The 24616-nt window shown below is 60.9% G+C and carries 24 protein-coding genes and 1 pseudogene; 14 read left to right on the top strand and 11 right to left on the bottom strand.

Annotated features, from left to right (window positions below; all coding sequences use genetic code 11):
* On the top strand, positions 1–372 hold a 372-nt coding region (locus tag P3T22_RS27830), incomplete at its 5' end, for a hypothetical protein (protein WP_429326694.1).
* A 272-nt stretch (positions 373–644) separates the two neighbouring features.
* On the top strand, positions 645–2903 hold the full coding sequence (locus tag P3T22_RS27835; RefSeq protein WP_429326695.1) for a hypothetical protein: 2259 nt from the start codon (positions 645–647) through the stop codon (positions 2901–2903).
* A 240-nt stretch (positions 2904–3143) separates the two neighbouring features.
* On the opposite strand, the gene P3T22_RS27840 is transcribed toward P3T22_RS27835, so the two are convergent.
* Complete coding sequence (locus P3T22_RS27840; protein WP_429326696.1) at positions 3144–3305, bottom strand: hypothetical protein; 162 nt, start codon at positions 3303–3305, stop codon at positions 3144–3146.
* 30 nt (positions 3306–3335) lie between these two features.
* On the opposite strand from P3T22_RS27840, the gene P3T22_RS27845 reads away from it, so the two are divergent.
* From P3T22_RS27845 to P3T22_RS27855, 3 genes are all read left to right on the top strand, one after another.
* Complete coding sequence (locus tag P3T22_RS27845; protein ID WP_429326697.1) at positions 3336–3458, top strand: hypothetical protein; 123 nt, start codon at positions 3336–3338, stop codon at positions 3456–3458.
* A 439-nt stretch (positions 3459–3897) separates the two neighbouring features.
* Entirely contained in the window at positions 3898–4728 is an 831-nt protein-coding gene (locus P3T22_RS27850) for a hypothetical protein (protein ID WP_429326698.1), read from the top strand.
* A 36-nt stretch (positions 4729–4764) separates the two neighbouring features.
* A complete protein-coding gene (locus P3T22_RS27855) occupies positions 4765–5370 on the top strand; it encodes a hypothetical protein (protein ID WP_429326699.1) in 606 nt (201 codons plus the stop codon).
* Positions 5371–5563: 193 nt separating this feature from the next.
* Here P3T22_RS27855 and P3T22_RS27860 read toward each other — a convergent pair.
* The 3 genes and pseudogenes from P3T22_RS27860 to P3T22_RS27870 all read right to left on the bottom strand — a co-directional run bounded on the left by P3T22_RS27860 (position 5564) and on the right by P3T22_RS27870 (position 7673).
* Positions 5564–6596: pseudogene (locus tag P3T22_RS27860) on the bottom strand (IS110 family transposase).
* Positions 6580–7020, bottom strand: a complete 441-nt coding sequence (locus tag P3T22_RS27865; RefSeq protein WP_429326700.1) for a hypothetical protein — start codon at positions 7018–7020, stop codon at positions 6580–6582. Before P3T22_RS27865 ends, P3T22_RS27860 begins: the two are co-directional and overlap by 17 nt.
* 302 nt (positions 7021–7322) lie before the next feature.
* Positions 7323–7673: a transporter gene (locus tag P3T22_RS27870; protein WP_429326701.1), complete on the bottom strand. Its 351-nt coding sequence runs from the start codon at positions 7671–7673 to the stop codon at positions 7323–7325.
* Between the two features lie 240 nt (positions 7674–7913).
* Between P3T22_RS27870 and P3T22_RS27875 the strand changes: the two genes are divergently transcribed.
* Positions 7914–8060, top strand: a complete 147-nt coding sequence (locus tag P3T22_RS27875) for a hypothetical protein (protein WP_429326740.1) — start codon at positions 7914–7916, stop codon at positions 8058–8060.
* A 110-nt stretch (positions 8061–8170) separates the two neighbouring features.
* Here P3T22_RS27875 and P3T22_RS27880 read toward each other — a convergent pair whose 3' ends face one another.
* The 4 genes from P3T22_RS27880 to P3T22_RS27895 form a co-directional block, all read right to left on the bottom strand.
* Positions 8171–8518, bottom strand: a complete 348-nt coding sequence (locus P3T22_RS27880; protein ID WP_429326702.1) for a flagellar protein FliT — start codon at positions 8516–8518, stop codon at positions 8171–8173.
* A 6-nt stretch (positions 8519–8524) separates the two neighbouring features.
* On the bottom strand, positions 8525–8959 hold the full coding sequence (gene fliS / locus P3T22_RS27885) for a flagellar export chaperone FliS (protein ID WP_429326703.1): 435 nt from the start codon (positions 8957–8959) through the stop codon (positions 8525–8527).
* A 60-nt stretch (positions 8960–9019) separates the two neighbouring features.
* The gene (gene fliD, locus P3T22_RS27890; RefSeq protein WP_429326704.1) at positions 9020–11434 is read right to left on the bottom strand and encodes a flagellar filament capping protein FliD; all 2415 of its coding nucleotides are present in this window, start codon (positions 11432–11434) and stop codon (positions 9020–9022) included.
* A 195-nt stretch (positions 11435–11629) separates the two neighbouring features.
* Positions 11630–13486: a flagellin gene (locus tag P3T22_RS27895; RefSeq protein WP_429326705.1), complete on the bottom strand. Its 1857-nt coding sequence runs from the start codon at positions 13484–13486 to the stop codon at positions 11630–11632.
* A 522-nt stretch (positions 13487–14008) separates the two neighbouring features.
* Between P3T22_RS27895 and P3T22_RS27900 the strand changes: the two genes are divergently transcribed.
* The 5 genes from P3T22_RS27900 (at position 14009) to rpsU (ending at position 19372) form a co-directional block, all read left to right on the top strand.
* Complete coding sequence (locus P3T22_RS27900) at positions 14009–15871, top strand: tetratricopeptide repeat protein (protein WP_429326706.1); 1863 nt, start codon at positions 14009–14011, stop codon at positions 15869–15871.
* 145 nt (positions 15872–16016) lie between these two features.
* A complete protein-coding gene (locus P3T22_RS27905) occupies positions 16017–16214 on the top strand; it encodes a hypothetical protein (RefSeq protein ID WP_429326707.1) in 198 nt (65 codons plus the stop codon).
* A 73-nt stretch (positions 16215–16287) separates the two neighbouring features.
* Positions 16288–17529: an ATP-grasp domain-containing protein gene (locus P3T22_RS27910; protein WP_429326708.1), complete on the top strand. Its 1242-nt coding sequence runs from the start codon at positions 16288–16290 to the stop codon at positions 17527–17529.
* Positions 17530–17555: 26 nt separating this feature from the next.
* Entirely contained in the window at positions 17556–18650 is a 1095-nt protein-coding gene (locus tag P3T22_RS27915) for a phosphoserine transaminase (protein ID WP_063497660.1), read from the top strand.
* 509 nt (positions 18651–19159) lie between these two features.
* Complete coding sequence (rpsU, locus tag P3T22_RS27920; protein WP_006050883.1) at positions 19160–19372, top strand: 30S ribosomal protein S21; 213 nt, start codon at positions 19160–19162, stop codon at positions 19370–19372.
* Between the two features lie 241 nt (positions 19373–19613).
* On the opposite strand, the gene P3T22_RS27925 is transcribed toward rpsU, so the two are convergent.
* Entirely contained in the window at positions 19614–20210 is a 597-nt protein-coding gene (locus P3T22_RS27925) for a DNA-3-methyladenine glycosylase I (RefSeq protein WP_063497659.1), read from the bottom strand.
* Positions 20211–20350: 140 nt separating this feature from the next.
* Between P3T22_RS27925 and P3T22_RS27930 the strand changes: the two genes are divergently transcribed.
* Together P3T22_RS27930 and P3T22_RS27935 are read left to right on the top strand one after the other, a co-directional pair.
* Entirely contained in the window at positions 20351–21232 is an 882-nt protein-coding gene (locus tag P3T22_RS27930) for a BadF/BadG/BcrA/BcrD ATPase family protein (protein ID WP_063497658.1), read from the top strand.
* 87 nt (positions 21233–21319) lie between these two features.
* Positions 21320–22141, top strand: a complete 822-nt coding sequence (locus tag P3T22_RS27935; RefSeq protein WP_063497657.1) for a Cof-type HAD-IIB family hydrolase — start codon at positions 21320–21322, stop codon at positions 22139–22141.
* Positions 22142–22286: 145 nt separating this feature from the next.
* Here P3T22_RS27935 and P3T22_RS27940 read toward each other — a convergent pair whose 3' ends face one another.
* Both P3T22_RS27940 and aqpZ read right to left on the bottom strand, forming a co-directional pair.
* The gene (locus P3T22_RS27940; protein WP_429326709.1) at positions 22287–22982 is read right to left on the bottom strand and encodes a histidine phosphatase family protein; all 696 of its coding nucleotides are present in this window, start codon (positions 22980–22982) and stop codon (positions 22287–22289) included.
* Positions 22983–23136: 154 nt separating this feature from the next.
* The gene (gene aqpZ, locus P3T22_RS27945; protein ID WP_063497655.1) at positions 23137–23877 is read right to left on the bottom strand and encodes an aquaporin Z; all 741 of its coding nucleotides are present in this window, start codon (positions 23875–23877) and stop codon (positions 23137–23139) included.
* A 290-nt stretch (positions 23878–24167) separates the two neighbouring features.
* Here aqpZ and P3T22_RS27950 point away from each other — a divergent pair, with 290 nt between their 5' ends.
* The gene (locus P3T22_RS27950) at positions 24168–24470 is read left to right on the top strand and encodes an H-NS histone family protein (protein ID WP_028198479.1); all 303 of its coding nucleotides are present in this window, start codon (positions 24168–24170) and stop codon (positions 24468–24470) included.
* Positions 24471–24616: the final 146 nt, after the last annotated feature.

The following is a 24616-nucleotide window of genomic DNA, read 5'->3' on the forward strand; positions in this document are numbered from 1 at the left end:
GCGGCACTGGAGTCGGGTGACAGCGTCGGCTCTACCGCGCTCAGCGATCTCTTGACCACTCAGGTGGCGGCGCTGACGGCGACCCAGTTGAAAGCCCTGTCGACCAGCGCGGTCGCGGCAATGCAGTATTCGCAGGTTCAGTCCCTGACGAACGTGCAGGTCGGCGCGCTGAGTACCGCCCAGCTTGGCGTGACCATCGGCAGCAGCATGGCTATCGCCGACCTCACGACAACTCAGATGGCTGGCCTGACGACGACCCAGCTGAAGGCGTTGACAAGCGGCCAGGTTCAAGCGCTGTCGACGCAGCAAGCGAACGCTTTGGTGACAGCACAGGTCCAGGCGTTGGGATCAAACGTTCAATATCTGGCATGACGGGTAGTTGACGGCGCGCTGTTTTCGGCCGGATCGTTTGGGGGCACTCAACCTGGTGTTTCCGGCGATCGGGTCGAAGCAGCGATAATATGAAGATGGATGACTGCAGCTTCCGTCGCGAAACCTGCAGTCATCCGGAGAGGCCGGCTCGACACGTATCCAACGATGCCTTGCCGATTGGGCAAGTTGGGCGTAAGCAGACGTACTACGTACGTGTAATACGCCCGTATGATGATTTATCTTTTGGGTGACCGGTAACAGGCCGGGGCAACATGGGCGAACAAACTAACTTGACGGACGTACTGCTCGACCAGATCAATCGGGGGGAGAGAGATAGCGCCTTGGAACAGATCGCTGTTCTGTTGAGTCAGCAGCCCAATCACCCTGGGCTGCTGACCCTGAAGGCTGAGGCACTGCGGCTTTCGGCGCGTACCGTAGAGGCGATCGACGCATACCGCCGCGCGGGTTCCGTCGGTGGCGGCGCGCGCAACTGGTTGCTAGCGGGACTGCTCTGTGGTGAGCATGGGCGCCCCCATGAGGCGCTCACCTTTCTGGCCTACGCCGTTGCCGAAGACCCGGCAGATGAGAAGGCGCTGGAGGCGCTGGTTAACGCATTGCTTGAGCAGATCAACCGACGGGAGGTCGTGCCCGCGTTGGAGCAGATCGACAATCTGCTCGGCCGGTTTCCGGCTCACCTTGGCTTGCTGACACTGAGGGCTGAAGCGTTGCGTTTCGCTGGACGTGTCAACGAAGCCGTCGAGGCATACCGAAAGGTGGCTGTCGCAGGTGGAGGCTCGCGTAACTGGCTTGCTGCGGGCCTGCTGCTTAGCGACGAACGACGCGTCGACGAAGCGCTCGAATATCTGACTCATGCGATCGCCGACGAGCCGGGCAACGAAGAAGTGCTGCATGCGCTTGTCACCACGTCGTTCAACGCCAATCGTTCCGCGGAGGGGACGCCGTTCGCGCTCCGTCTGTTGGCCATTAGCCGGAATTCGCAGTTCCTGTCGGACGCGGCGTTGTTGTTGCAGACCGGCGGACGATACGACGAAGCGGCTGCTGTTTTCAAAAAGATCCTCGCGATGGGAGAAGATCATCCCGCCCGGCTGGGCGCGGCTCTGGTCCCGTCGCGGTACACCTGCGAATGGGACTGGATCGAGTCCCTTCAGGCGCGCATGAGCGCTTACTATGCCCGGGGTCAATATGGAGCGCCGGCAGAGTATCCACTAACTCACGTGACTTGGTGCACCAACGAGGCTTATAACCTGGAAGTCACCAAAGCCTTCACCGCATCGCGGATGATGGCCGACGTCCGTCCGCTGGCGGTGCCGGCACGCATGAGCGATACCGGCGGGCGCATTCGCGTGGGCTATCTGTCATGCGACTTCTGCAATCACGCGACCATGCACCTGATGGCCGGCGTATTCGAGAATCATGATCGGGACCGGTTCGAGGTATTCGCCTACGATTACAGCTCGCCGGATGATTCCGAGTACCGGCGACGGTTTCTCGATGCGGTCGAACATCACGTCGACATCACCGCTCTGACGGACGCCGAAGCTGCCGCACGCATTGCGCAAGACCAGCTCGATATCGTGTTCGACCTCAAGGGGCACACCGGCTGGGCACGCCCCGCCATCCTCGCGTACCGCCCCGCCCCGGTTCAGGTCGCTTATCTGGGCTACCCCGGTAGCAGCAGTACGTCGTACATCGATTATCTGGTCGGCGACCGCTTTGTGACGCCTGACAGCAGTGCGCCGTTCTATGTAGAGAAGTTCTGTCGTCTGCCGCATTCATACCAATGCAACGACCGCAAGCGCCGCCGTGCCGACGATCCGGGCACGCGTGCGTCGCACGGGTTGCCGGAAGACGTGGTGGTCTTTTGCACCTTCAATCAGGCTTATAAGATTGATCGCAACAGCTTCAACGTCTGGATGCGCGTGCTCAATGAAGTGCCTGACAGCGTGCTGTGGCTGTTGGGGCAAGGCGAGGCTGCCGAGCGCAACCTGCGTCGAAGCGCGGAAGCGGCCGGCGTGCACCCGGACAGATTGATCTTTGCTGGCTTTGCGCAACCTGAGCAGCATATCGCCCGCGTGGGTCTCGCCGACGCGGCGCTCGACGCGCTCGTCTGCAACGGACATACAACCACGTCGGATGCGCTATGGGCCGGCACGCCTGTCATCACGGCGCGCGGCAGCCACTTTGCTTCCCGCGTGAGCGAGAGTCTGCTGAATGCGATGGGTCTGGCTGAGCTGGTCGGGCGCGACGCCGATGAGATGGTCCAAATCGCGGCCCGTGTAGGGCGCGACGTCGAGTACCGCATTGCGTTGCGCTCCAAGGTCGCTTCAGGCATCGCCAATGCGCCGCTGTTCGATACTGAGCGCTTCACACGAAACTTCGAAAAAGCCGTCTGTATGATGATTGAGGCGAGCAGGAGAGGCGAGCCGCTTGCTCATCTTGATGTATCGGGTGTCGCGACATCGGTAACGCATGAGGCCGTCGAGCGTATCGCACCCGCCTCAAATGGGTGAATTTCATCAGCCGGTCGACGCGCGGAAGTCAGCGCAGGGCACCGCGTGCGGTGGTCCTGTTTAACCCGGCCTGACTACCGGCACAGGCAAGTGCGGAAGGAGGGGCGTGGATGGCCGTGCGCCGCAATCAGCATAACGAAAGAAGCCTCGATGCTTTGCGACCGACGAGGCTCTTTGTTTTGATGACGTTCAACGCCGATGTCTCTAATCGAATATCGGTGCGCAGTGACCGCGCGATGTCTACAGCGCTTCTTGCGGTGGATGTTTTGACGCAATCATCAGAAGCGAGATATTGTTGAAGAAATACATCCCTCTCACGTGCCACGACGTGTACTTTCGCACGACGTTCAGCAGCGTGTATGGCGTGAACCAGTAGTTGTGGTCGGGGTGCACGATCTCCACGAACGTATCATCCCTGTCTGCGAAATCGAAATGCCTTGGGTAACACTGTACTGCATCGGGTACTGTGATAACGACGGTTCCGAAATCAATGCGATCAATCTGCTCGAGAAACGTTGCGACATTGCCTACGTGCTCGATCACTTCTGGCTGTGAACGGCGGTCAGGAAGCGCGTTCAAATGGCGGGCAATATCGGCTCTCGCGGAAACGGTACAGCAAGTTGCCACCTTTTCAGAAATGGCGACATCGATACACCGGTGCCATCAATATGATGCTGCGTCTTGTGCAAGGAGCATGGCCGCTTCCGGATCCACCACGCACCGCGCTCGAAGTCTTTCATCGCGATATCGCTCCATCTTCAGGTGAGCCACGGATCGTTGATCCGTGTGCTCGACCTACTACCATGGGTGACGCCTCATTCGAGGGCACTCCCGATCGACGGAATTGGGACCTCTTTGCACCTTATCTCGACCCTTTGGGATGGCGATTTACTCAGATAATCCCATTGTGCCGACGTTTCTCCCGGCAAGCACGCCTCCCGCACCGTTCATGACTCGCTTGAATAACCTCTTTACGCCGACATTGAGCTTCTGAATGAAATTCGCCGTGACTGTGATTTCGCCGCCTGGATACATTCATTCCGCGGCGTTCTTCGAAATTGCTGAAAGCCTGCACTACGGCTTATTGCTGCTCGGTCACGATAGCGTCTTGACGAGCGAGGGACAGTTACCTGGCAGGCAGCACATCGTGCTGGGAGCGAATCTTCTGCCGCATTACGCGCTACCGCTTGCGCCCGACGCCATTCTCTACAACCTTGAACAGATTCAGTGCGGTTCGTCTTGGATATCTCCGGCGCTGATTGAAATTTATCGGCGCCATACGCTGTGGGACTATAGTCCCACGAATGCGGCAGCGCTAGCCAGTCTAGGTGTCGGCGTCTCCAGGATTTTGCCTATTGGTTACGCCAGCGAGCTTACTCGAATCAGACGGCCGACCGAGCCGGACATCGACGTGCTGTTCATTGGCTCGATGTGTCCTAGGCGGCAGCACGTCATTGACCTGATGCGCTCCCGCGGGCTTAAAGTAGAAGCGGTCTTTGGCGTTTACGGACAACAGCGTGATGCTCTTGTGGGTCGCGCAAGGCTTCTCATCAATATTCACTATTATGAGGCGAAAGTACTGGAGATGGTGCGCATCTCCTACCTGTTGGCGAACCACTGTACAGTACTAAGCGAACGCAGCTCGGATGCAGCCGAAGACGATGCACTTGCGCAAGCGATCGCCTTTTCCGACTACGACGAACTTCCGCGGCGTGCCCAAGAACTGATCGAATCGCCAGATGAGCTTGCGCGCTTTTCCCGTAGCGGCTTTGAACTTATGCGGTCACGCCCCGCTGCTGAGTATCTTCGCGCAGCTTTGTCGTGAGATAGATCGTGATTTATAAATGATGAAGAGGAATGCATGGAAACCATGCTATCGCTACCCAAGAAGCTGAATTTTGGATCTGGAAAGAGCTGGAAGGAGGACATGTTCAATGTCGACGTCCTGCCCGAGCGCGGACCGGACCTGCTTTTCGATTTTAACCATCCCTTCCCATTCAATACGCCGCTTCTTACCGGCAGGTTTGGGGAGGTGTCAATTCAGCGTAATTACTTTGACCATATCCTGTCGGACAACGTACTCGAGCACATTCCGGATCTGATCACTGCAATGACCAATTGCATCGAACTCCTCGATGTTGGGGGAATACTCGAAGCAATGGTTCCTTATGATTTATCGTACGGCGCGTGGCAAGATCCCACCCATGTTCGCGCGTTTAATGAGCGAAGCTGGCTTTATTATACGGATTGGTGCTGGTACGTCGGCTGGACCGATCATCGGTTCGACCTGATTGAGCAAATCTATAACATTACCGAATACGGCACCGAGTTGATGCAGCAGTACAACGACATCACCAAGGTCGCCCGTTTTCCGCGCGCGGTGGACACCCTGCACGTCAAGCTGAGAAAACGCGCCACTACTGCCGAAGAGAAGCTGAGCTACCAAGCTTTCAATAGAAGCGCTTGATTGTCGCTGCTTCGGCGGATGAAGCTTCAGGCGAAGCAGCGACAATCTTGGCGGGATGACGAAACGCAAGTCATACGCGAGTGACGTGTCGGACGCATTCATTTGCATGCTCCTTTCGAGAAACGAGTCTTTGAATCCCCGTTTTGCGCCAGGGGGCCTACCTCCACAGCCCTTCCTGAGAAACTCGCTCACGTCAGGTCGCTTTCGCTTGCAGGATGTACCGCAGCGATGCGGCGCGACGAGTAAGGTTGTTCAGGACCCGCTGCCGGTAGCGCTCTTCATAGTAGGCAGCACCGGGATCGACATATTCCATGCCGTATCGCAGCGTGTTGTAGAAGAGTACCGCGATCTTGCGCGCCGTCGCGGTCACCGCCTTGGCGTTGCCGTGAATCTGCGTCAGGTCGACGCTGAGCATGTCGTACAGTGCTGCGCGCCATCAAAGCTGAGACTGTTCGGCTGCTTCATTCGGCACCGTGGGGCGGGCAATGGTGTGGTGGTCGGTTCGACGCCGGTCTGCAGATGCCTGAGCGCCAGTTCGATACGCTCATCGCATTGCGCGACGTGGGTCTGGTAAAAATCGTACAGGGCTACTGCCTGGGTCAGTTCGAACACGTGCTCGGCCAGGCAGTTGCCGATCAGCGTATCGCCTCAGGTGATGCCTTGCACCGCACGTCGCGGTATTTGGCCAGTTCGCCGGCGTTGCGCTCGCCGGCGACGATGGCACGGATGATCTTCATGCCGGTGGCACCCGTCACGTCCTGCACAACGTGATGCAGTTGCGGATTCATCTGCATCAGCGCCTTCTGCATGTGCTGGATATGTGCGGCGGCGTATTCGAGCAGGCGTTCGCGCTGTCGCAGATAGGAACGCAGGGTCGCCGCGTCCTGCCGCGGGCGGAAGCTTCCTCGCAGCAGCCCGTACGAGTGCAGCTTCTGCAGCCATTGTGCATCGTTCACATCGGTCTTGCATTCCGGTACGTTCTTCACATCCCGTGCATTGACGAGGAGTACCTCGAAACCGTGTGCCTCCACGATCTCGAATACCGGAATCCAGTAGATGCCGGTCGACTCCATCGCCACGGTCGTGATTCCAGCCTGCTTGAGCCAGTCGGCGAGATCGTGCAGGTCTTTGGTGAAACTGCGGAATGTACGGACCAGTTGCGGGCCACGTTCGGGTCCCAGTGCGACCACGTGGAACTGCACGCCGATGTCAATGGTCGCCAGCAAGCTGGTGGACCATGGATATTTGCGCCGCGGCGCTGGCGCGTCGGAATCTTGTGGCCGGCATGTTGCCCTCCTTCATCCGGCTGCTCAGGTCGGAGGGCGGGACGGCGGTATCAATCACAGCGGGTAGAGGGTTGACCGTGTTGCATACCTCGCGCTGATCGGCAAGCGCAACAGAAACCGCCGCCCTCGTTGCTGTGCTGAGTTGCTCGTCGTGCGCCAGAAGAAAACGGCGGATCGCTTCGAACGCCCGGATGTCGCCCCGGAATTTGCCCGTCTCGAGGCCGTGCCGCGTCCACTTCGAGATGGCTTCGTCAGCAGCAGCCAGCGTGCAGTCTCCGGAACCCGCTGGCAGCCCGGCTTTCCCAGTGCACCAGCGAGGACAAGGTGCTGCGCGAGCAATACGAAGTGCTGTACGGTTCCGCATCCGCGATCGAGCCAGCGCAGTGCAAAGTGATACTCGAGCGCGGTGCGAGTGAGGTCGCGTTACGGCAGCGGCTGGCGATCGCGCGGACTTTGCCGCACGCGCGTGTGCGGAACAGGGACCGGAGGGACGAATTTCTTGTGCAGCATGACTATGGGCGGTAACCGTTTGCCGGTATAACGGCACCCTCCCGGCCAATCTGAACCGATTCTCGGACGCCGGCCCGCGGAAATCGGTCCCGAGCAGTAGAGGCGGACCGCTTCAACCTGGGTCCCTACCGCGCAACTCACGGCCTGAACCGCCCCTTACTGGACCGTCGCGTTATGTGACAGCTCAACCGCATTACCCTTTGGCCGATTGCTCACATTGAACTCCTTAACCGAGCGCAACGTCGCGCCCACCGGCGTCTTGCTGATCTTGCCGTTCCACGTGACCATCGGCCCAACGCCCACCGAGTGCTCCTGCGCGCCGCCCACAAGGTCTGCGAGACCGCCGGTGTGATGACCGAGCTGCTGGATATAGCCGCCCACCACGCCCACACCCCAATCTGCACCAAAGCACTTGAGCGCGAGCACATTGAGCACGCTGACCGGCGTGTTGTGATATCGCGTCTGGTTGTTGGTGGTATAGAACTCGACCCCGTAATTCAGCGACAACTCGATGTGTCCTTCGGCAGTAGCTTGGCGTCCGCGAAAATCGGCGTGAAGGTCCACGTATTCTACCCGGCGTTGGCGAGTCGGTCGGTGTTGTACGCACAGGTCGGAGTACAGATCTGCACGCTTAATGCGATGTGATCGGTCCTGGTCAGGTGATAGCGCGCCACCACAGGCGTAAAGAAGATATCGGCAAACTGCATGAGGCAACCGGTCAGCGCGAGTTGCAATTCTGATGAGTCAATGCGCTCGGGCAATGCTCTGTCGCAAGCCGTCACCCGCCTCGCACCCGGCAAGTGCATCAACAGTGCCGCTGATCTCGCGATATCGACTACGCTGCAAACGGCGGTCAACGGGCTGAACCAGGGCGTGTCGAACTTCAGGCAGTGAACGGGAAACTGCCGGGCTCTCCGAAGGCGCTTCCATTACATACGTGCCCCGCCACGCCGCAAAGACAGCAGGTCAGTGACGCAACACCGTAAGCGGCGCTCCGCGCGCGTTTAACCGTGTGCCGAAACGCCGTACATTTTATTTAGCGCGCGCGTATGGCGGCCGCTCTCCAGTAGCGCTGCCAGCCGCGCGAGACGCGGCGCGGCCAGTTCGCGCACCGCTGTCTCGTCTGCGAGGATCTTCCGGGTCAGGTCATGCTTGCGTACGCGCTGCGAGTCGTCGAGCGGGATGCTCGCGTCGACTGGCCGCAGGGTATCGACCAGTGCCGAATACCGCGCCTGCAATTCGATGACGGCATCCCAGTCGTCTTCGCGCGCTGTGCTCAGCATCCGTTCCACCACATGGAGAATGCTGTCATAGCGCATAAGTAACTGATCGGCGGTAGTGATCGCTTCCATATCGAATCAGGCGGTGGCGGTCAGTTGTGTCAAGCCGGCCGAACTCTTGAGCTCCGGCTTGATGCCGTTCCAGCCGTCTTCGATAGTCGCGAGCAGGCCATCGATTTCATCGAGCAGCGCCGGGTCGTTCTGCACATTCGCCTCGAGCAGGCGGCGCGTCATATAGTCGTACAGGGCATTCAGGCGCTGCGCGAGATCGCCGCCCTGCTCGAGGTTGAGTCCCTGCTGCAAGCCGCCGCCGACAATCATGATGGCTTGCGAAATCAACTTGCCTTTCTCGGGGATGTTGCCGTTTTGCATGTGCACGCGGCCCATACGGATCGCGCGGCGCGCGCCCTGGAAGAGCAGTGCGACCAGCTCATACGGGCTTGCGCTGTTCACGCTGGTTTCGAGGCCAATGCGTGCATAACTGTCTGCTCCAAACTTACTTGGCGAATACATGAATACTGTCCTCTTCTTGCGGGTGGGCCGGCGTACGGCTTGCCTTACGGCGTGGTTCCGTCAACCGCCGGATGAGGTGGGCGGGTTGAAGGTCAACTGCAGGAAGCTTGCGGTCGATTGCATCTGGACTACCAATGCGTTCATTGCCGAGAACTGGGCCTGGTACTGCTGCTGCACCTGCGTGATGTATTGCTGCAAATTCGTTTGCTGTGTCTGCAGCGACGTAATTTGCGTATTGAGCGTGTTCGTCGCATTCGTGATCGAACCGCTAGTCGAATTAGTCGCGCTCGCGACGATGCCGTTCAGCAGCGCAGCATAGCCCTGCGAGTAGTTGACCGAGCCAAGTGCGCCGGTGCTAGTCCCGGTCACCAGAATCTGCAGGCCGGCGGCCGGGCCGCTGTTGCCGACTGTCAGCGCCTGACCATTGCCAGTTGCCGCATAGCCGTCGATCGTGCCTTGCACATCGCGGCCGGTAGCAGACGTCGGCGAGCTGCCGAAGAGCTGCGTCGCACCTGTACCGACGATCGAGACCGAGGACTGCGAGCCGTAACTGGTCGATGTCACGTTGAGCTGGCCGTTGCTGTTCTGGGTCACGTCGACTGACACACCGGCCTGCTGCAGCGTGGTGTTGGTGTTGATGGCAGTCTGCAGTGCCGTTGCAAGCTGCGAGGGCGTATAGCTACCGGCCCCCAGCGTCACGTTTGCCATCACGCCGTCCACCGTCACGCCCAGCGGCAGACCGCCGGACGCGATTGTGGTCGTGTTGCTGACGTTGCCGCCGAAGAGCTGGGCCGAAGCGTCGGTGCCGCTGCCGTTAGTGGCAATCGAAATCGTCTGATTGGTGCCGCTCGCCGGTACCACGCTCAGCACGCCGTTGTTTTGGGTCACGGTGGCGGCGGAGCCGATTGCGCTTTGCAGCATGGTAGCGACAGCGGCGGGCGTAGCGTAAGGGCCTGCAGTCAGGTTCACGGTGGTCGGCGTGCCACCTATCGTCAGGGTGAGCGTGGCCCCCGACGCAATCGTGGTCGGGCTGCTGAGTGCGACGCTGCCGGTCGCGGCGTCGGGAAGTGCGGCCGAGCCGGTGAAGGTCCCCTGGGCCGCGGCCTGCGTGATGTTGACCGCATACGAACCGGGCTGCGTATTGGTGCCGCCAATCAGGTAGGTGACGTTGCTGTTGGTCGCGGAGCCAGCGGTGCCGAATAGCGCAGCGAACTGGTTCGGATTGCTTTGCAATGCCTGAGACAGCGTCGAATCGTTGACTGACAATGAGCCGTCGTTGTTGAGCGAGATGCCGACGGCGGACAGCGACGAATAGCCGCTGCCGGTGCCCGACAGCGCGCTTGCGACCACCTGTTGCAGCTGGTTCCGGATCTGCGTCGTGGTGGCGTCGCCGATCAGCGGGCCATTGGTGCCGCCGGGATTGTAGGCCGTCAGGTTGTTGATCGTGCTCTGCAGCGTGTTGTAGGCCGATACGAAACCATCGATATTGGTCTGGATCGCACTCGAATTGTTTGCGACCGTGAGCGTCGACTGGCCCGTCTGCAGGAGGTTCAGGGATATGCCGGGCAACGCGGTTGCGACGGCATTGGTCGAACTGGTGAGCGTGAGGCCGTTGACTGTCAGGTTGGCGTTCTGCGCCGGCGCGGTCTGGATCATTGCGCCGCTGGATGGGCCGCCGGTGCTGGGCGGGTAGGTCAGCAGGGAGCTGATGCCGGCATCGCCTTGCACCGAGATCTGCATGCTTTCGTTCGCGCCGGTTGTGTTCGACGTCAGCACGAGCCGGTATGGCGTGCTGCTTCCGTCGTTGACGATCGAGGCGGTGACGCCGAGGTTGGCGCTGTTGATTGCATCACGCAGACCGGCCAGCGTGTCGTTGCTGCTGTTGACCGTGATGCTGCCGCTGCTTTGCGACAGATTCGGTGTGAAAGTCGGATTGCTGGTCGAACCGCTTTGCGTGCCGAACGTAAACGTCACGATCGAACTGCCGCTGCCGCTCGAGAGTTGCGTGTTCAGGCTGGCTTGGCCGGCCGTCGCGAGCGACTGCGCCTGGGCCAGTTGCGTCGTGTTGATGGTGTATGTGCCAGTCTGGGCGCCGACCACCGCGCTCGCGGAGAGCGCCGACGTATTGCTGGAGGTCGCGCTGAGCGTTTGGAACGCGGTTGGCAGCGTCAGTTGCGTCAGCGATTGCTGAAACGTCGAGAGTGCCGAGCTGAGCTGGCCGTAAGCGGAAATCTCCGTCTGGACGCCGCCTACCTGGTTTTGCAGTTGCGTGAGCGGGATGCTCTCTATCTGCATCAGCCCCGTTAGCACCTGGCTGATTGGCAGTGTGGTGCCGAGGCCAAGGCCGACCGACGAGATGATCGACGAAGCAGACGGCGTCGACGAGCTGCTGCTGGACGAACTGCCGGTACTGGTCTTGACGCTGGTGGTGCCGGACGTCGCCGTGCTGCTGGTCGGAGAGATCGTTGTAGCCATGCTGAGCCTGTGCCTTCTGGAGCGGCGCATCGCGCCGGCCTTGCAGCGAATGTGGCGGTGTGTGAGCGAGGCTGCCAGCATCCGCCGCTTGTGTGTCGGTTTTGGAGGCGGCGCTGTAAGAGCGACGCCTCCAAAACCGGCCGGCGCATACGCGCCGGCCGTCTACTATCTGCTTACTGCGTTACGCCAGAAACGTTACTGCAACAGCTTCAGGACTTGCTGCGGCAACTGGTTCGCCTGCGCGACCATTGCCTGGGCGGCCTGCGACAGGACCTGCGCACGCGACAGCGCCGACGTTTCGCTGGCGTAGTTCGTGTCCTGAATCGACGATTGCGTCGACTGGGCGTTTTGCACCGACGAGCTCAGGTTCGAGATGACCGACGTGAAACGGTTCTGCACCGCGCCCAACTGACCTTGCAGCGTGCTGATCTGGCTCAGCGCAGCGTCGACGGTCTGGATGGTCTTTTGTGAGTCGGCAACCGTCAGCACGTCGACGTTCGCAAGCGAGCCGCCCGAAGAGGCGACGTAGCTGTTTTGCTGGACATTGGTGGCAAGACCCGTAGTAGCGCTGTCCGTGATCGTAAGGTTCTGGCCCGCCGTTGCTTGCGAGTCTTTCAGGACAAGTTGGCCTTGTGCGTTAACGCTTGCAGTTATCCCTGCCGCTTGCAGACCTGCGGTGTTGTTGATGTTTTGGGCAACCGTTGACGCTGTGTCAGTCGCGGCCACGGCAACAGTCACGGCGGCTGCGCCAACGTTGCCGCCAGAAAACGACAGGCTGCCGGCGCCACCTTGCGTGAAGGTACTGCCCGTGTACGTCTGGACCGTTTGCAGGTTGTCTGCGGAGTTCGTGGTGTTATCCGTTTGCTGCGCGATGTCGTCCGCGCCCGTGCCCGAGAGCGCCACCTGGCTGGCCGACGACAGCGTGACCGAACCATGCAGCGTGCCTGTCGACGTGCTGACGTCAGCCCCAGCAGTCAGCTGCGTGAGCTTGCCGACTACGCCGTTGATTGTCTGTGCTGTGTTGTCCAGGCCGCCGTTAAAGTCGGTACCGCCGGTCGTGCCTTGGGCGATCGTGATGTTGCTACCGTCCGCTGCGTTGAACGTGAAGGTTTTGCCATCCGCGCCGAGCGTTGCGGTCACGCCGGTCGTGCCCGATGCAGCGTTGATTGCGCTGAGCACGGTCGTGGCGCTCACGGTGGCGCCAGCGGCGACCGACAGGCCGCCCGACTGGCCGAATACGCTTTGGCCGTTGATCGACAGGTTGAAGGTCTCAGCCACCCCGCTCGCATTGGTATTAACAATGTTGGTGAATGTTGCGGTCTGCGTGTTCGAAGCGCTTGCGGTGAGGCCGGGGATGTTCGCGTTGGTGATCGCTTGCGCTGCGGCGTACGCGCTGTCCGCGCTCTGGCCAGGGGCGCTGCCCGCGACGGCAGCGCCGATCGTGACGGCAGGCGAGCCACCCACTGAGACGTCCAGCGATTCGACCGAGAGGCCGCCGCTGGCCAGGCCTTGAAGCGAGAACGTCGTATTCGACGTCTGGCCGATTTGCGACGTCTGTGCGCCCTGGGTCAGGTTGACCCCGATCGTCTGGCCGGCGTTCGCGCCGATCTGGAAATTCTGCGTGCCGAACGAACCGTCGAGCAGGCTCTGGCCGTTGAAGGCGGTCGTCGTCGCGATCGTGTTGATCTGTGCGAGCGACTGCTGGACTTCCTGGTTCAGCGCCGCGCGGTTCGCAGCCGTGTTCGATGCGTTCGATGCCTGCACGGCGAGCTGGCGGATCGTCTGCAGGTTGTTGGTGATTTGCGTCAGCGCGCTTTGGCCGGTTTGCGCCAGCGAAATGCCGTTATTCGCGTTCTGCTGCGCAACGGTCTGGCCGTTGATCTGCGCTTGCAGCGTCGTTGCGATCGCGAGGCCGGCGGGGTTGTCCGCTGCGCTGTTGATCGAGAGACCCGACGACAGCTGGGTGATCGCGTTGGTCACCGCAGCCTGGTTGTTCATCAAATTGTTCTGCGCGATCTGCGACGCAATGTTGGTATTGATAACCGTAGTCATTCCAGCACTCCTTTATTCAATAGTTAGCGCATTCCGGCAACTCCGCCGTAACGTTCGGCCGTGCACCGCACTGTCCATTTGCCGCCGTTAAATGGGTTATCGGATAGGCTCTGGAAATCTTTAGCCCCGATATCTGGTCAGTGCCGCAACATTCCACCTTTCTGACCGCACTGAAGGCAGGCTCACCAGTCAGTGGAACAGCCAGTCCGCATCATCAGCGCACGCTCGCGGCCAGTCGGGTGCCGCAGCGGGGCCGCCGCTCCCGCCGCTTGCCATCGCGCGATGCCCTTTCGGCCGCTTTGGCGTCGAGCCCCTGTATCTGCGCGAGAAGACGCCGTCCATCCGCCTCATAGTCTCGTTCGGCCCCGTCCGAACTGGCGCACGCCGGTCATTCGATGCTGCTACGCAACAAGTGGTGATTCCCCAAGTTAGCCCTAACTTAGCCCGCTGTTTCGACCTTTGTTGCCCGCCGACCTGATTAAGAATGGCGGCATTCACTTGTCAACACCCTTGCTTATGCTTATGTCGGACCCGCTTTGTCGAATGTGCGCCGGCCTGCATACCGGTCCGGAAATCGACGCATACGCCGAGGCGCATGCGAGCGCATCCGCATTGCTGCGGCTCGCCGCGATCCTCGATGCTCAATGCCGCCATGCGGACGCCGCCACTCTATTAAGGGCTGCACATATTGCCGTGCCGGCATTACCCGGCTTGCAGGCGCGCCTCGCGCTTTCGCTTTCGGCCGCCGGCGACCATGCCGCGGCGCGTGAACAGTTCGAAGCCGTTCTGGGGGGCGATGCATCGACCGATGCATCAAGCGCGGACAATCCCCCGATAGCGTCGCGACTCCAGCTTGCCTATTCGCGCACGCTCCTCGCGCTCGATGCGCCGGAAGAAGCGTTGGCGCAAGCGGACCATGCGGTCGCGGGCAATGCCGACGACGCCTGCGCCCACGCTGCGCGCGGCGACGCATTGGCGGCGCTGTGCCGGTTGCCGGATGCGCTCGCCGCCTATCAGCGCGCGGCCATGCTCGAACCGTCATCGGCATGGGCACACTATGGAATCGGCAAAACATTCATGGAGCTCGGCCGGGCCATGGCCGCGTTGCAGGGACTGTCGCGCGCCCTGGAGCTTTCGGAACGCACGCGGCAGGATGCTGACGCAGCGGCGCGGACTCTCACGCCACCGGCGCCGCTCAGCTATCCGTGTTTGCCGGTCCACGCTTTGCCCACCTCCGCTATCTGCGAGTCGATCGGCCTGGCGTTGGGCAAGGGCGGCCAACCCGGGGAGGCACTGCCCTGGTTCGAACGTGCGCTGGAACTCGAGCCGAACCGGGCGACGGCTCTGCGTCATATGGGTAACGCGCTGGCGATGATGCGTGCCGACGACGCGGCGCTGGCGTGCTTTCAGGCGGCCCGTCGCGTGCGTCCTGACTGGGACGAGGCCTGGCTCGACGAGGCGGGCCTGCTGCTGCGCCGAGGCGACTATGCGGGAGGCTGGCGCGCGTATGGCAAGCGCGAAGGGCAGCGGATGCTCGAAAGTCTGCCGTCGTGTTGGTCCGGCGAAGAGCCGCTCGCCGATAAGACGATTCTGCTGATTGCCGAACAGGGCCTCGGCGACACGATCCAGTTCGCGCGCTATGCGCCACAGGTAGCGGCTCTCGCGCAGCGCGTGATCCTCGAGGTTCAACCGCCGCTGCGGCCGTTGTTCGACGAAGTGAGCCGGGACTGGGGTGTCGAAATCGTTGCGCGCGGCGACGCGCGACCCGATGGTGACCATCAATGCTTGCTGCTCAGTCTGCCGCGCGCACTCCGGACGACGCCTGACACCGCCCCTGAGCCGAGCGGCTATCTTCGCGCGCCCGTGGAGCGGCGAGCGCTTTGGCGCGAGCGGCTCGCGGCTCGCAGCGCGACGGGACGATTGCGGGTTGGTCTCGCAACGGCCGGCAATCCGCAGTTCAAGAACGACGCGCTGCGCTCGATTCCGCTCGCTGCTTTCGAAGCCTGCTTTGACTTACCGGGTGTTGACTGGGTGATCCCGCAGCCAGAGATCCGCGACGCGGATCGCGCTGTGTTGGAGCGGCATGCCGGCGTAATCTCGTTTGGTGCCCAACTGGAGGACTTTGCCGATACGGCGGCACTGCTCGAACAACTCGACCTGGTGATCTCGGTCGACACCTCGATCGCCCATCTGGCCGGGGCACTGGCGCGCCCGGTGTGGATCCTGCTGCCGCACTTTCCGGATTGGCGCTGGATGCACGATCGCACCGACACGCCCTGGTACCCGAGTGCGCGGCTTTTTCGCCAGACGGGAGCGCATGACTGGGGCGGAGTGATCAAGCGCGTGCGCGACGAGCTTTCGTTACGAGTCGCGCGGTTCACGTGAATAGGCGGCCATTTCGTCCTCTGTTCCTTCTTTGAGTTCCGTCCGGTTCCAGTAATCTAAGCTGGGGGCGCGATTTGAAATCTTCGCGCAGGCAGCTTCGCGCCCCCGCTTGTACCGGATTTTTTTTCTACGAAAGGACATAGACATGTCACGCATCAACCGCCTGAAGCTGTCCTTGGTTGCCAGCACACTGACTCGTGTCCCGCCTCGCGCGAATCAGGAAGATGCAATGTCAACGGCGATGATGCCCGAAGGATGGTTTTGCGACGAGGTGGGTTATGTGGGCGAGACCACTGCGGACGCTCGTGTCCTTACGCTTGCCCGTCCACCGCGGCTTGACTGAAACCTGCGTAAGACAACGCATGCGAGGGTGACTCCTCTCACCCTGTATCACTTTATCGAAGCGTCCCATATCCATGAATCCTGTTCAAACACCGCTCGCTGTGGAGGCGGGGCATGCGCCGCCTTATCAGCCATTGGGTCTGGCCACTTTGCTCAGAGAAGCAACAGCGGGAAACGATCTCACGCCGCTTGGGGATCGCTTGCTCGCGCACAGCGAGCGCCATGAAGATCCGTACGCTCTGCTCGATTTGTCCCTGGTGCTGGAACTCAAATACCAGAAAGCGTCCGCACTCACCGTTCAAAACCTGGCAATTCAAATGCGCAGGCACTACCGGCTAAAGAGTGCGCATTCGGCCGAGGCGCCGGTAAAGGTGCTCGTGCTCAAATCGCCTGGCGATCTCATGGCGAATACGCCGTTCGAATGCCTGGTTGAGAACGCCGACCTTCAGGTCGACGTGTTGTACGTTGATGGAGATTTGCATCAGGACGCGAGTTTGCCGGAACACGATGTCATTCTCGTCGCCGCGTGCGCGTCGGATGAAAACGCTGAGCCACTCGCTCGAATCGCATCGCTGACCGGTCGCGCTGATTGTCGAGTGCTCAACCGGCCCGAGCGCATCTTGCACACGACGCGTGACGCCGCCTATGCGCTGCTGGGCAAAATCCACGGGATTTGTATGGCGCACACCGTGCGGCTGTCCCGCGAGCGGATTCTCGAAGCTGCGTCGGGCGCGTTCGATCTGTCAGATGTGCTGGACGAACACTACCCGTTGATTGTGAGGCCGGTGGGCTCGCACGCTGGACAAGGGCTGGTGAAAGTATCTGACGGGCTTGACCTTGCGCGTTATGTGAACGGCACGGACATTCAGGAATATTACGTCGCACCCTTTATCGACTACAGCAGCGCAGACGGCTTGTTCCGTAAGTACCGGATCGTGATGATCGAGGGAGCGCCTTTCGTGTGTCATATGGGGATTTCGCGCGAATGGATGGTCCACTATCCGTACGCCGAGATGATTGCGCACCCTGAGCGCCGGGAGGAGGAGGCGCGCCTGATGGCGAGCTTCGATTCCGACTTCGCGGTGCGTCACCGCGAAGCGCTTCGCATGATTGCTGAAACGACTGATCTGGATTACGTAGGATTTGACTGCGCCGAAACGAGCGATGGCCGCCTGCTCATCTTCGAGATTGCCACCGCGATGGTCGTGCATGACATGGACGATCCAGGCACGTTTCCTTATAAGGCGCCGCAAATGCATCGAGTCTTCGACGCATTTCACCAGATGCTGCGCCGCGCGGCTGCGGGCTCATGTTAATTCAACCGAAGGCTTGTCCACGAACCATGAAATCCAACACATTGAATTTTTCCGGTGGTCCCGGTGCGCTTCCGGAAACCGTGCTGGAGCAAACCCGTGAGGCCGTTGCGCGCCTGCCGGAGACGGGCATATCTGTGCTCGGCATGAGTCATCGATCAGACTGGTTCCGGTCGATACTGAATGAAGCAGAACAGAACCTGCGCTGCCTGCTCGGCATTTCCGATGACTACGCGGTCACATTTCTGCAGGGTGGCAGCAGTCTGCAGTTCGCGATGATTCCAATGAATTTCGCCGCGCAGGCCAGCGCACCGCCGGAATACGTGACGTCCGGCTATTGGAGCGGCCGGGCGACGTCGGAAGCGGCCAAAGTGAGCGCGAGAAAGGTCGCCTGGGATGGTCGCGCGACGGGCTATCGGCAACTGCCCGACCTTCGGGCGCTGGATGTGTCGAGGTCGGCCGCTTATCTGCACTACGTGTCGAACGAGACCGTGGAGGGCTTGCAATTTCCTGTTTGCGAAGATCAGATGCCGGTGCCGCTCATTGCGGATATGTCGTCCGATTTTCTGTCGAAGCCGTTCCGGCCAGATGTATTCTCGATGATGTATGCCCATGCACAGAAGAATCTGGGTCCTGCAGGGGTGACGGTTGCGATCATCAAACGGTCTCTTCTCGAACGGGTTCCGGATGGCCTGCCGGCCATTCTCGACTTTCGCACGCATGTGTCACATGGCTCGAACTACAACACGCCGCCCGTATTCGCGATCTATGTCATGACGTTGATTACGCGTTGGCTGCGCTTCGAGATTGGCGGTTTGCATTCGATGCAAAGCATCAACGAAAGAAAGGCGAAGCGGTTATACGAAACACTGGACGCTTTGGGCGATGCGGTGACGATCCACGCGGATCGCCCGTGGCGCTCGCAGATGAATGTGGCGTTTACGTTTGGCGATGCGCGACTCGACGATGCATTTATCGAGGCGGCGCGGGAACAGGGGATCGTCGGGCTGGAGGGCCATCGTTCGATTGGAGGGTTGCGGGCGTCGCTATATAACGCCGTTACGGAGGAGGCGGTCGATATCCTGACGAATGCCCTGACGGAATTTAGTCTGCAACGCGTGTGAGCGCCAACAAGGGGGCAGGCAGTCATGTCTCCCCCGATTCCTCGTATTCTGCAAATCCGAATTTCAATCGTGTACGACTTGATTAGGGCGCTCGACCGGGTCGCCGAGCGGCACGGCAGCACGCCGGCCCCCGTCGCACTGGCATGCCTGATCGCGCGAGGGACCTGGTGCAAACGCTAAACCCCTGGTAGGATGGTGAGTTTCCTGATATTATCGGGAGTGAATTGAGATCTTTGCCTGTTTCGTCAATATTTTTCATTGATGAAAGGTTGGCGAAACGGCAGCAGACGTGGCTTTGGCATTACGTCTGTCCGCGTTCCGCGGTGAACTCCCCACCTCTCTTTTCCGGCCTCCGTGGCCGTTATGCCTCTCGTTTCATTCGTGGTTTGGCCGGGTTCTGCCCGCGTTTGCCTGTTACTGGCCACGAATCGGAACGACCGGAGGGCCGGCGCGTGAGCGGTATCCCGCCACGCAATTTACCCCTATCAAGTGATTGAGTTAGGAATTACATGACGACGATTCTTCTGAAAGAAAACGAGCCGTTCGAAGTGGCGATTCGCCGCTTTCGTCGCGCAATCGAAAAGAATGGCCTGATCGCTGAACTGCGTGAGCGCCAATCGTACGAAAAGCCGACCACGGCACGTAAGCGCAAGAAGGCTGCTGCTGTGAAGCGCCTGCACAAGCGCCTGCGCAGCCAGATGCTGCCGAAAAAGCTGCACTAAGCAGCCTGTTTCGCACGCCGAACGGCGGTGTGAGCTTCGAAAGAAGCCACATCGCCGTTTTGCTTTTGGGGGCGCTGCTTTGCGCTGGGCTTGCACGGTTGAGTCGCCGGTTTGCTTTTTAAGCGGGCGCCGCGACAGGTGCTTTGCCGATGTAGCATGCCGGAAGCGCTTTCAATTCGCGGGCTTGGCTAGTTTGCCGTTTGTGCTGGTCTGGCGGCGCCGCCCGGTGCCCGCCGGCACATCAGCCCGCTTTACGATTGCGTCCCTTCTTGCCGAGCGCCGCGCATCGCGCACGGCACATACAGCTCGCCTCGTGGTCGTTCACCATGCCGACCGCCTGCATGAACGCGTAGCAGATCGTCGAGCCGACGAACTTGCAGCCATAGCGCTTCAGCCCCTTGCTGAGCGCGTCCGAAATTTCGGTGGATGCCGGCGCCTGTTTATACGATGCCCAATCGTTCTGGATTGGTGTCTGATCGACGAACGACCATACGAAGTTGGCGAGCGAGCCGTGTTCGGCCTGGATCTGCTGCACGGCGCGCGCGTTGGTAATGGCCGACTCGATCTTGCCGCGATGGCGCACAATACTTTCGTCCAGCACCAGCGCATCGACGTGTTTAGGCGTAAAGCGCGCGACCTTGCCGATATCGAAGTCGGCGAATGCGCGGCGATAGCCGGTCCGTTTGTTGAGAATCGTCGACCATGACAAACCCGCCTGCGCGCCTTCCAGCACCAGCATTTCGAACAGATGCTGATCGTCGCGCGAGGGCACGCCCCATTCGGTGTCATGGTAGTGTGCGAGCGCTTCGCTCGATACCCAGTTGCATCGCTGTGTCACTTTCGCGCTCCCGCGTTGTCATGTCGACCGTCAGCATAGCGGAAGCCGCGCGTGCCGCAAGCTGGCCATTCAGCCGATTGCCGGATTGAAACTGACCTGCCACGCTATGCGTTCTTCACCACCTGAATTCACTCGATTCGATGAATAAAGACCTCTTTCTGATCGGCATTGATGGCGGCGGCAGCGGTACGCGCGTCGTACTCGGCGACGCACAGCGCCGCGAACTGGCGCAGGCGGCGAGCGGGCCGTCGGGGCTGGGGCTCGGCGTGGAACGCGCGTGGCAGGCTATCGGGGCCGGCTGCGCCGACGCCTTTGCACGTGCCGGCGTACCGCTGGACTGGTCGCGCTGCGTACTCGGCTGCGGATTAGCAGGGGTCAATAATCGCGACTGGCTGGCCGCGTTTCGCGCGCAGGCGCCGGCGGTAGCCGGCCTCGCGGTGGAAAGCGATGTGTACACCACCTTGCTCGGTGCGCATGGCGGCGCGTCCGGCGTAGTCGTCGCGCTTGGCACCGGGAGTCAGGCGGCCGTGCTTGACGGCGATGGCGAATGCCGAACCGCCGGCGGCTTCGGTTACCCGTCGGGCGACGAAGCGAGCGGCGCATGGCTCGGGCTGCGGGCCATCGTGCACGCGCAGCAGGTGCTCGACGGGCGTGTGCCTAACGACGATCTGGCGCAGGCGCTGCTCGTCCACACCGGTGCACATGACCGCGACAGTCTCGTGGTCTGGCTGTGCGAAGCCAATCAGACCGCTTATGCGCGGCTTGCGCCGATCGTCATCGCGCATCGCACGCATCCGTTCGCAGCGCGTTTGCTCGGCGAGGCGGGCGTGGAAGTGGGCAAGATGATTGCCGCGCTCGACCCGTCGGCGACTCTGCCAGTCGCGCTGTGCGGCGGTCTCGGCGCACCTTTGCGCGAGTACGTGCCGCAGATCTATCAGGCCCGCTTGCGCGAGCCGTTGGCGGACTCGGCACACGGCGGTCTGCAGTTGGCGCAGCGCGAAGCGATTCGCCTCGCCGGTTGAGCATCGTCTGGCGCGCCGGTTGCGATCTCGCGGACGCGGCGCGCAACGGTAAAATGCGATCTTTGACGCTGCCCGGCTGCTCACACTATGTACAAAGTCATTGCCACGGATCTCGACGGCACGCTGCTCAACGCCGATCACCAGGTGGACCCGTTCACGATCGCTACCGTGCGCAAACTGGAAAGCGATGGGCTGCACTTCGTGATCGCTACGGGGCGCCACTACTGCGACGTCGCGAGCATTCGCGACCTGCTGGGTGTCAGCGCCTATCTGATCACGTCGAACGGTGCACGCATTCACGCGCCGGACAACTCGGTAATCCACGCCGACGACCTGCCTCCGGCCATCGTGCAGCGGCTGGTGCAGCCGGAAATCGCCGGCGCGCACGGCCGTGTGATCGTCAATCTGTTCGCCGACCAGGCGTGGCTGATCGATCGGGATGCGCCGGACCTGCTGAAATTCCACCAGGATTCCGGCTTCACCTACGAGGTCGCCGATCTGCCGAAGCACGACGGTGCCGACATCGCGAAGGTCCTCTACATCGGTGAGCCTGACGATCTCGCACACGTCTCGGCCAACCTCGCGCGTGAATTCGGTGACGCGCTGTACGTCACCTATTCGCTGCCGGACTGTCTGGAGGTGATGACGTCGAACGTATCGAAGGGGCGTGCTTTGCAGATCGTGCTTGAGCGCCTCGGCGTCGACGCCTCGCAATGCGTGGCATTCGGCGACAACATGAACGATATCGACCTGCTGGAGACAGCCGGCCATCCGTTCATGATGAACAACGCCAATCCCGATCTCGTCACACGTCTGCCGAACGTGCCGCGCATCGGCAACAACTTTGAAGCGGGCGTCGCGCAGCATCTGCGCAAGCTTTTCTCGCTCGACGACGAACTGACGTCCTGAAAACGGACCGGCCCGCATCCTCTTTCGGGGATGCGGGCCGCTTGTTCGCGTCCCTCCGCGACCCAACCCAACGCTACGATCAGCCGTGCCACCCGCCACGGCGATCGCCGCGGTCATCGTGACTCCGGTGGCGACCGCTACTTTATTAATCAGTTGAGCCCGCGGAAGCGCCCGCCGCAGCCGCAGAAGGAACACCCGGCAGCGCCGCGCATGGGCAATCCGCAGCGCGGCCGTTTAGCCCCTGGCGGTCAAGCTTGAACGTCGCGTGAGCCGTGCCGCTTTGCCAGTCGAGGCGAACAATATAGATACTGTCGAAGTCGTCGCTTTGCCAGTTGGGGACCTCGGCGGCATTGCCGCCATGCGTGCTCATCATCTTGCGCAACAGCTTCACGATCAGCTTGTGTTCCCACGCAACGACAATCAGCTTGTTGCTATTGGATGGATTGACGAGCGCCGTGCCGAGTTGGTCGATCTGGGCGAAACCGTACGGCGTTTGCACCGGCATCTGGAATTGGATGGCGGTCGGCTCGATGGTCGCAAGCGGCCGAATATAGTAATAGGGATGGCCGCTGTCGTCCTTTTGCTGGCCGGGATCGGGCGCGTAGATCGCATCCGGTTTGCCGAACTTGGCGGCGATCACGGCCGGCAACGCCAGCGCACGGTTGAGCCCCTGGCAATTGAGCTGGCCGTATCCCTTGGCGGGTTTCTCGCCGTGGCGCACGAATACGAGCGTTTCGGTATTGCTGTCCGCCGCATGGGCCGCGGGTAACGCTAGTACGCCCGCACACAAACTGCCGACGGAGAGTGCGACGCCATGCAGGAATCCGCGGAAACGGGTCATCGGTAGCACCTGTGCGAGCTTGGGAAGTCGCACGATTCTAGCAGCGGGGCATTGGCAGGCCACTGGGCTGCCCGCATTATGCGTACAAAAACGAAGCGGGCGCCGCAGCGCCCGCTTTGACTGTCTGGATACGCACAGCTGGCGCACGCGCTGATCAGTCGAGCGCCAGTTCCTGCGAATTGCCGCGGCGGCTTTCGGCGATGAGCGGGTACAGCACCCCTGCGATCACCGCGCCGAGAATCGGGGCGACCCAGAACATCCACAGTTGATCCACCGCCGCGCCACCGACGAACAGCGCCGGCCCGGTCGAGCGCGCCGGGTTGACCGACGTGTTGGTAACCGGAATCGAGATCAGGTGGATCAGCGTCAGGCACAGGCCAATGGCGATTGGCGCGAAACCCGCTGGCGCGCGCTTGTCGGTCGCGCCGAGGATGACGAAGAGGAAGAAGCCGGTCATCACCACTTCGCAAATGAACGCGGCCGCGAGCGCGTAATGGCCCGGCGAGCGCTCGCCGTAGCCGTTGCTGGCGAAACCGCTGGCGACGAGGTCGAACCCCGGCTTGCCCGACGCGATCAACGACAGCACCAGCGCACCGAGCACCGCGCCGATCACTTGCGCGACGATGTACGGCAGCAGGTCGCGAGCCGGAAAGCGGCCGGCGACGGTCAGGCCGACGCTCACCGCCGGATTCAGGTGACAGCCGGAGATGTGGCCGATTGCATAAGCCATTGTCAGGACAGTGAGGCCGAATGCGAGCGAAACGCCCACGAAGCCGATGCCCAGACCGTGGACCGGGCCGGCGAAATTGGCGGCGAGGACGGCGCTGCCGCAGCCCCCGAGCACGAGCCAGAAGGTGCCGAACAGCTCGGCGGCAAGACGTTTTGACAACTGCATGATTGGTAATCCTAAAATGTTTGACGCCTGGAGAGGCATGAATGCTAAGCGCAGATGCATGCCATTGAGCGCGCAATTTTAGGGAAAGACAGCCAGATTAGGTGTCAAGAATTGTCAATGTGGAGTCGCCTTTAGCTATTATTGCCTGGTAAAGACGTCGTTTTACAATTCATCGACGCTTAATAATTATCAGATGATTTCTTCCTAAATCGGTATTATTGTCCATTGCGAATTTTTATAATTGCAGCTAGTCTGCGAGCGAATGAGTTCTAAAAAAAGGGAGAACCGAAATGTCGCAATATGCAGACCTCAAGGCGCAGATTGCCAAATTGCAGGCACAGGCAGACGAAGCCCGGCGTACTGAAATCGACAATGTTGTCGCCGACATCCGCCAAAAGATCGCTGAATACGGTCTAACCGCGCAAGACCTCGGTTTCGCGGTTGCCGCACGGCGCGGACGCCCGCCGAAGAAGGCGCCGCTGCCGGCCAAGTACCAAGATCCGAAATCGGGCAATACCTGGAGCGGGCGCGGCAAACCGCCAAAGTGGATTGTCGGCAAGAATCGCGAACGCTTTCTGATTGGCGCGGCTTGAAATGCCTTACCGGTAGAGGCGCAAGCCAACTGAAGGTTGATCGTGCCGGGTTGTTAATTCGCGCCGCGCTAATCTGGGATGGAAGCGCCTCCATGCTTGTATTAAAAAAGCCGCCCTTGAGAGGCGGCTTTTCCGTAGTGGAAGCG

It is taken from the genome of Paraburkholderia sp. GAS348, from assembly GCF_050434205.1.
In the GTDB taxonomy this organism is placed as follows: domain Bacteria; phylum Pseudomonadota; class Gammaproteobacteria; order Burkholderiales; family Burkholderiaceae; genus Paraburkholderia.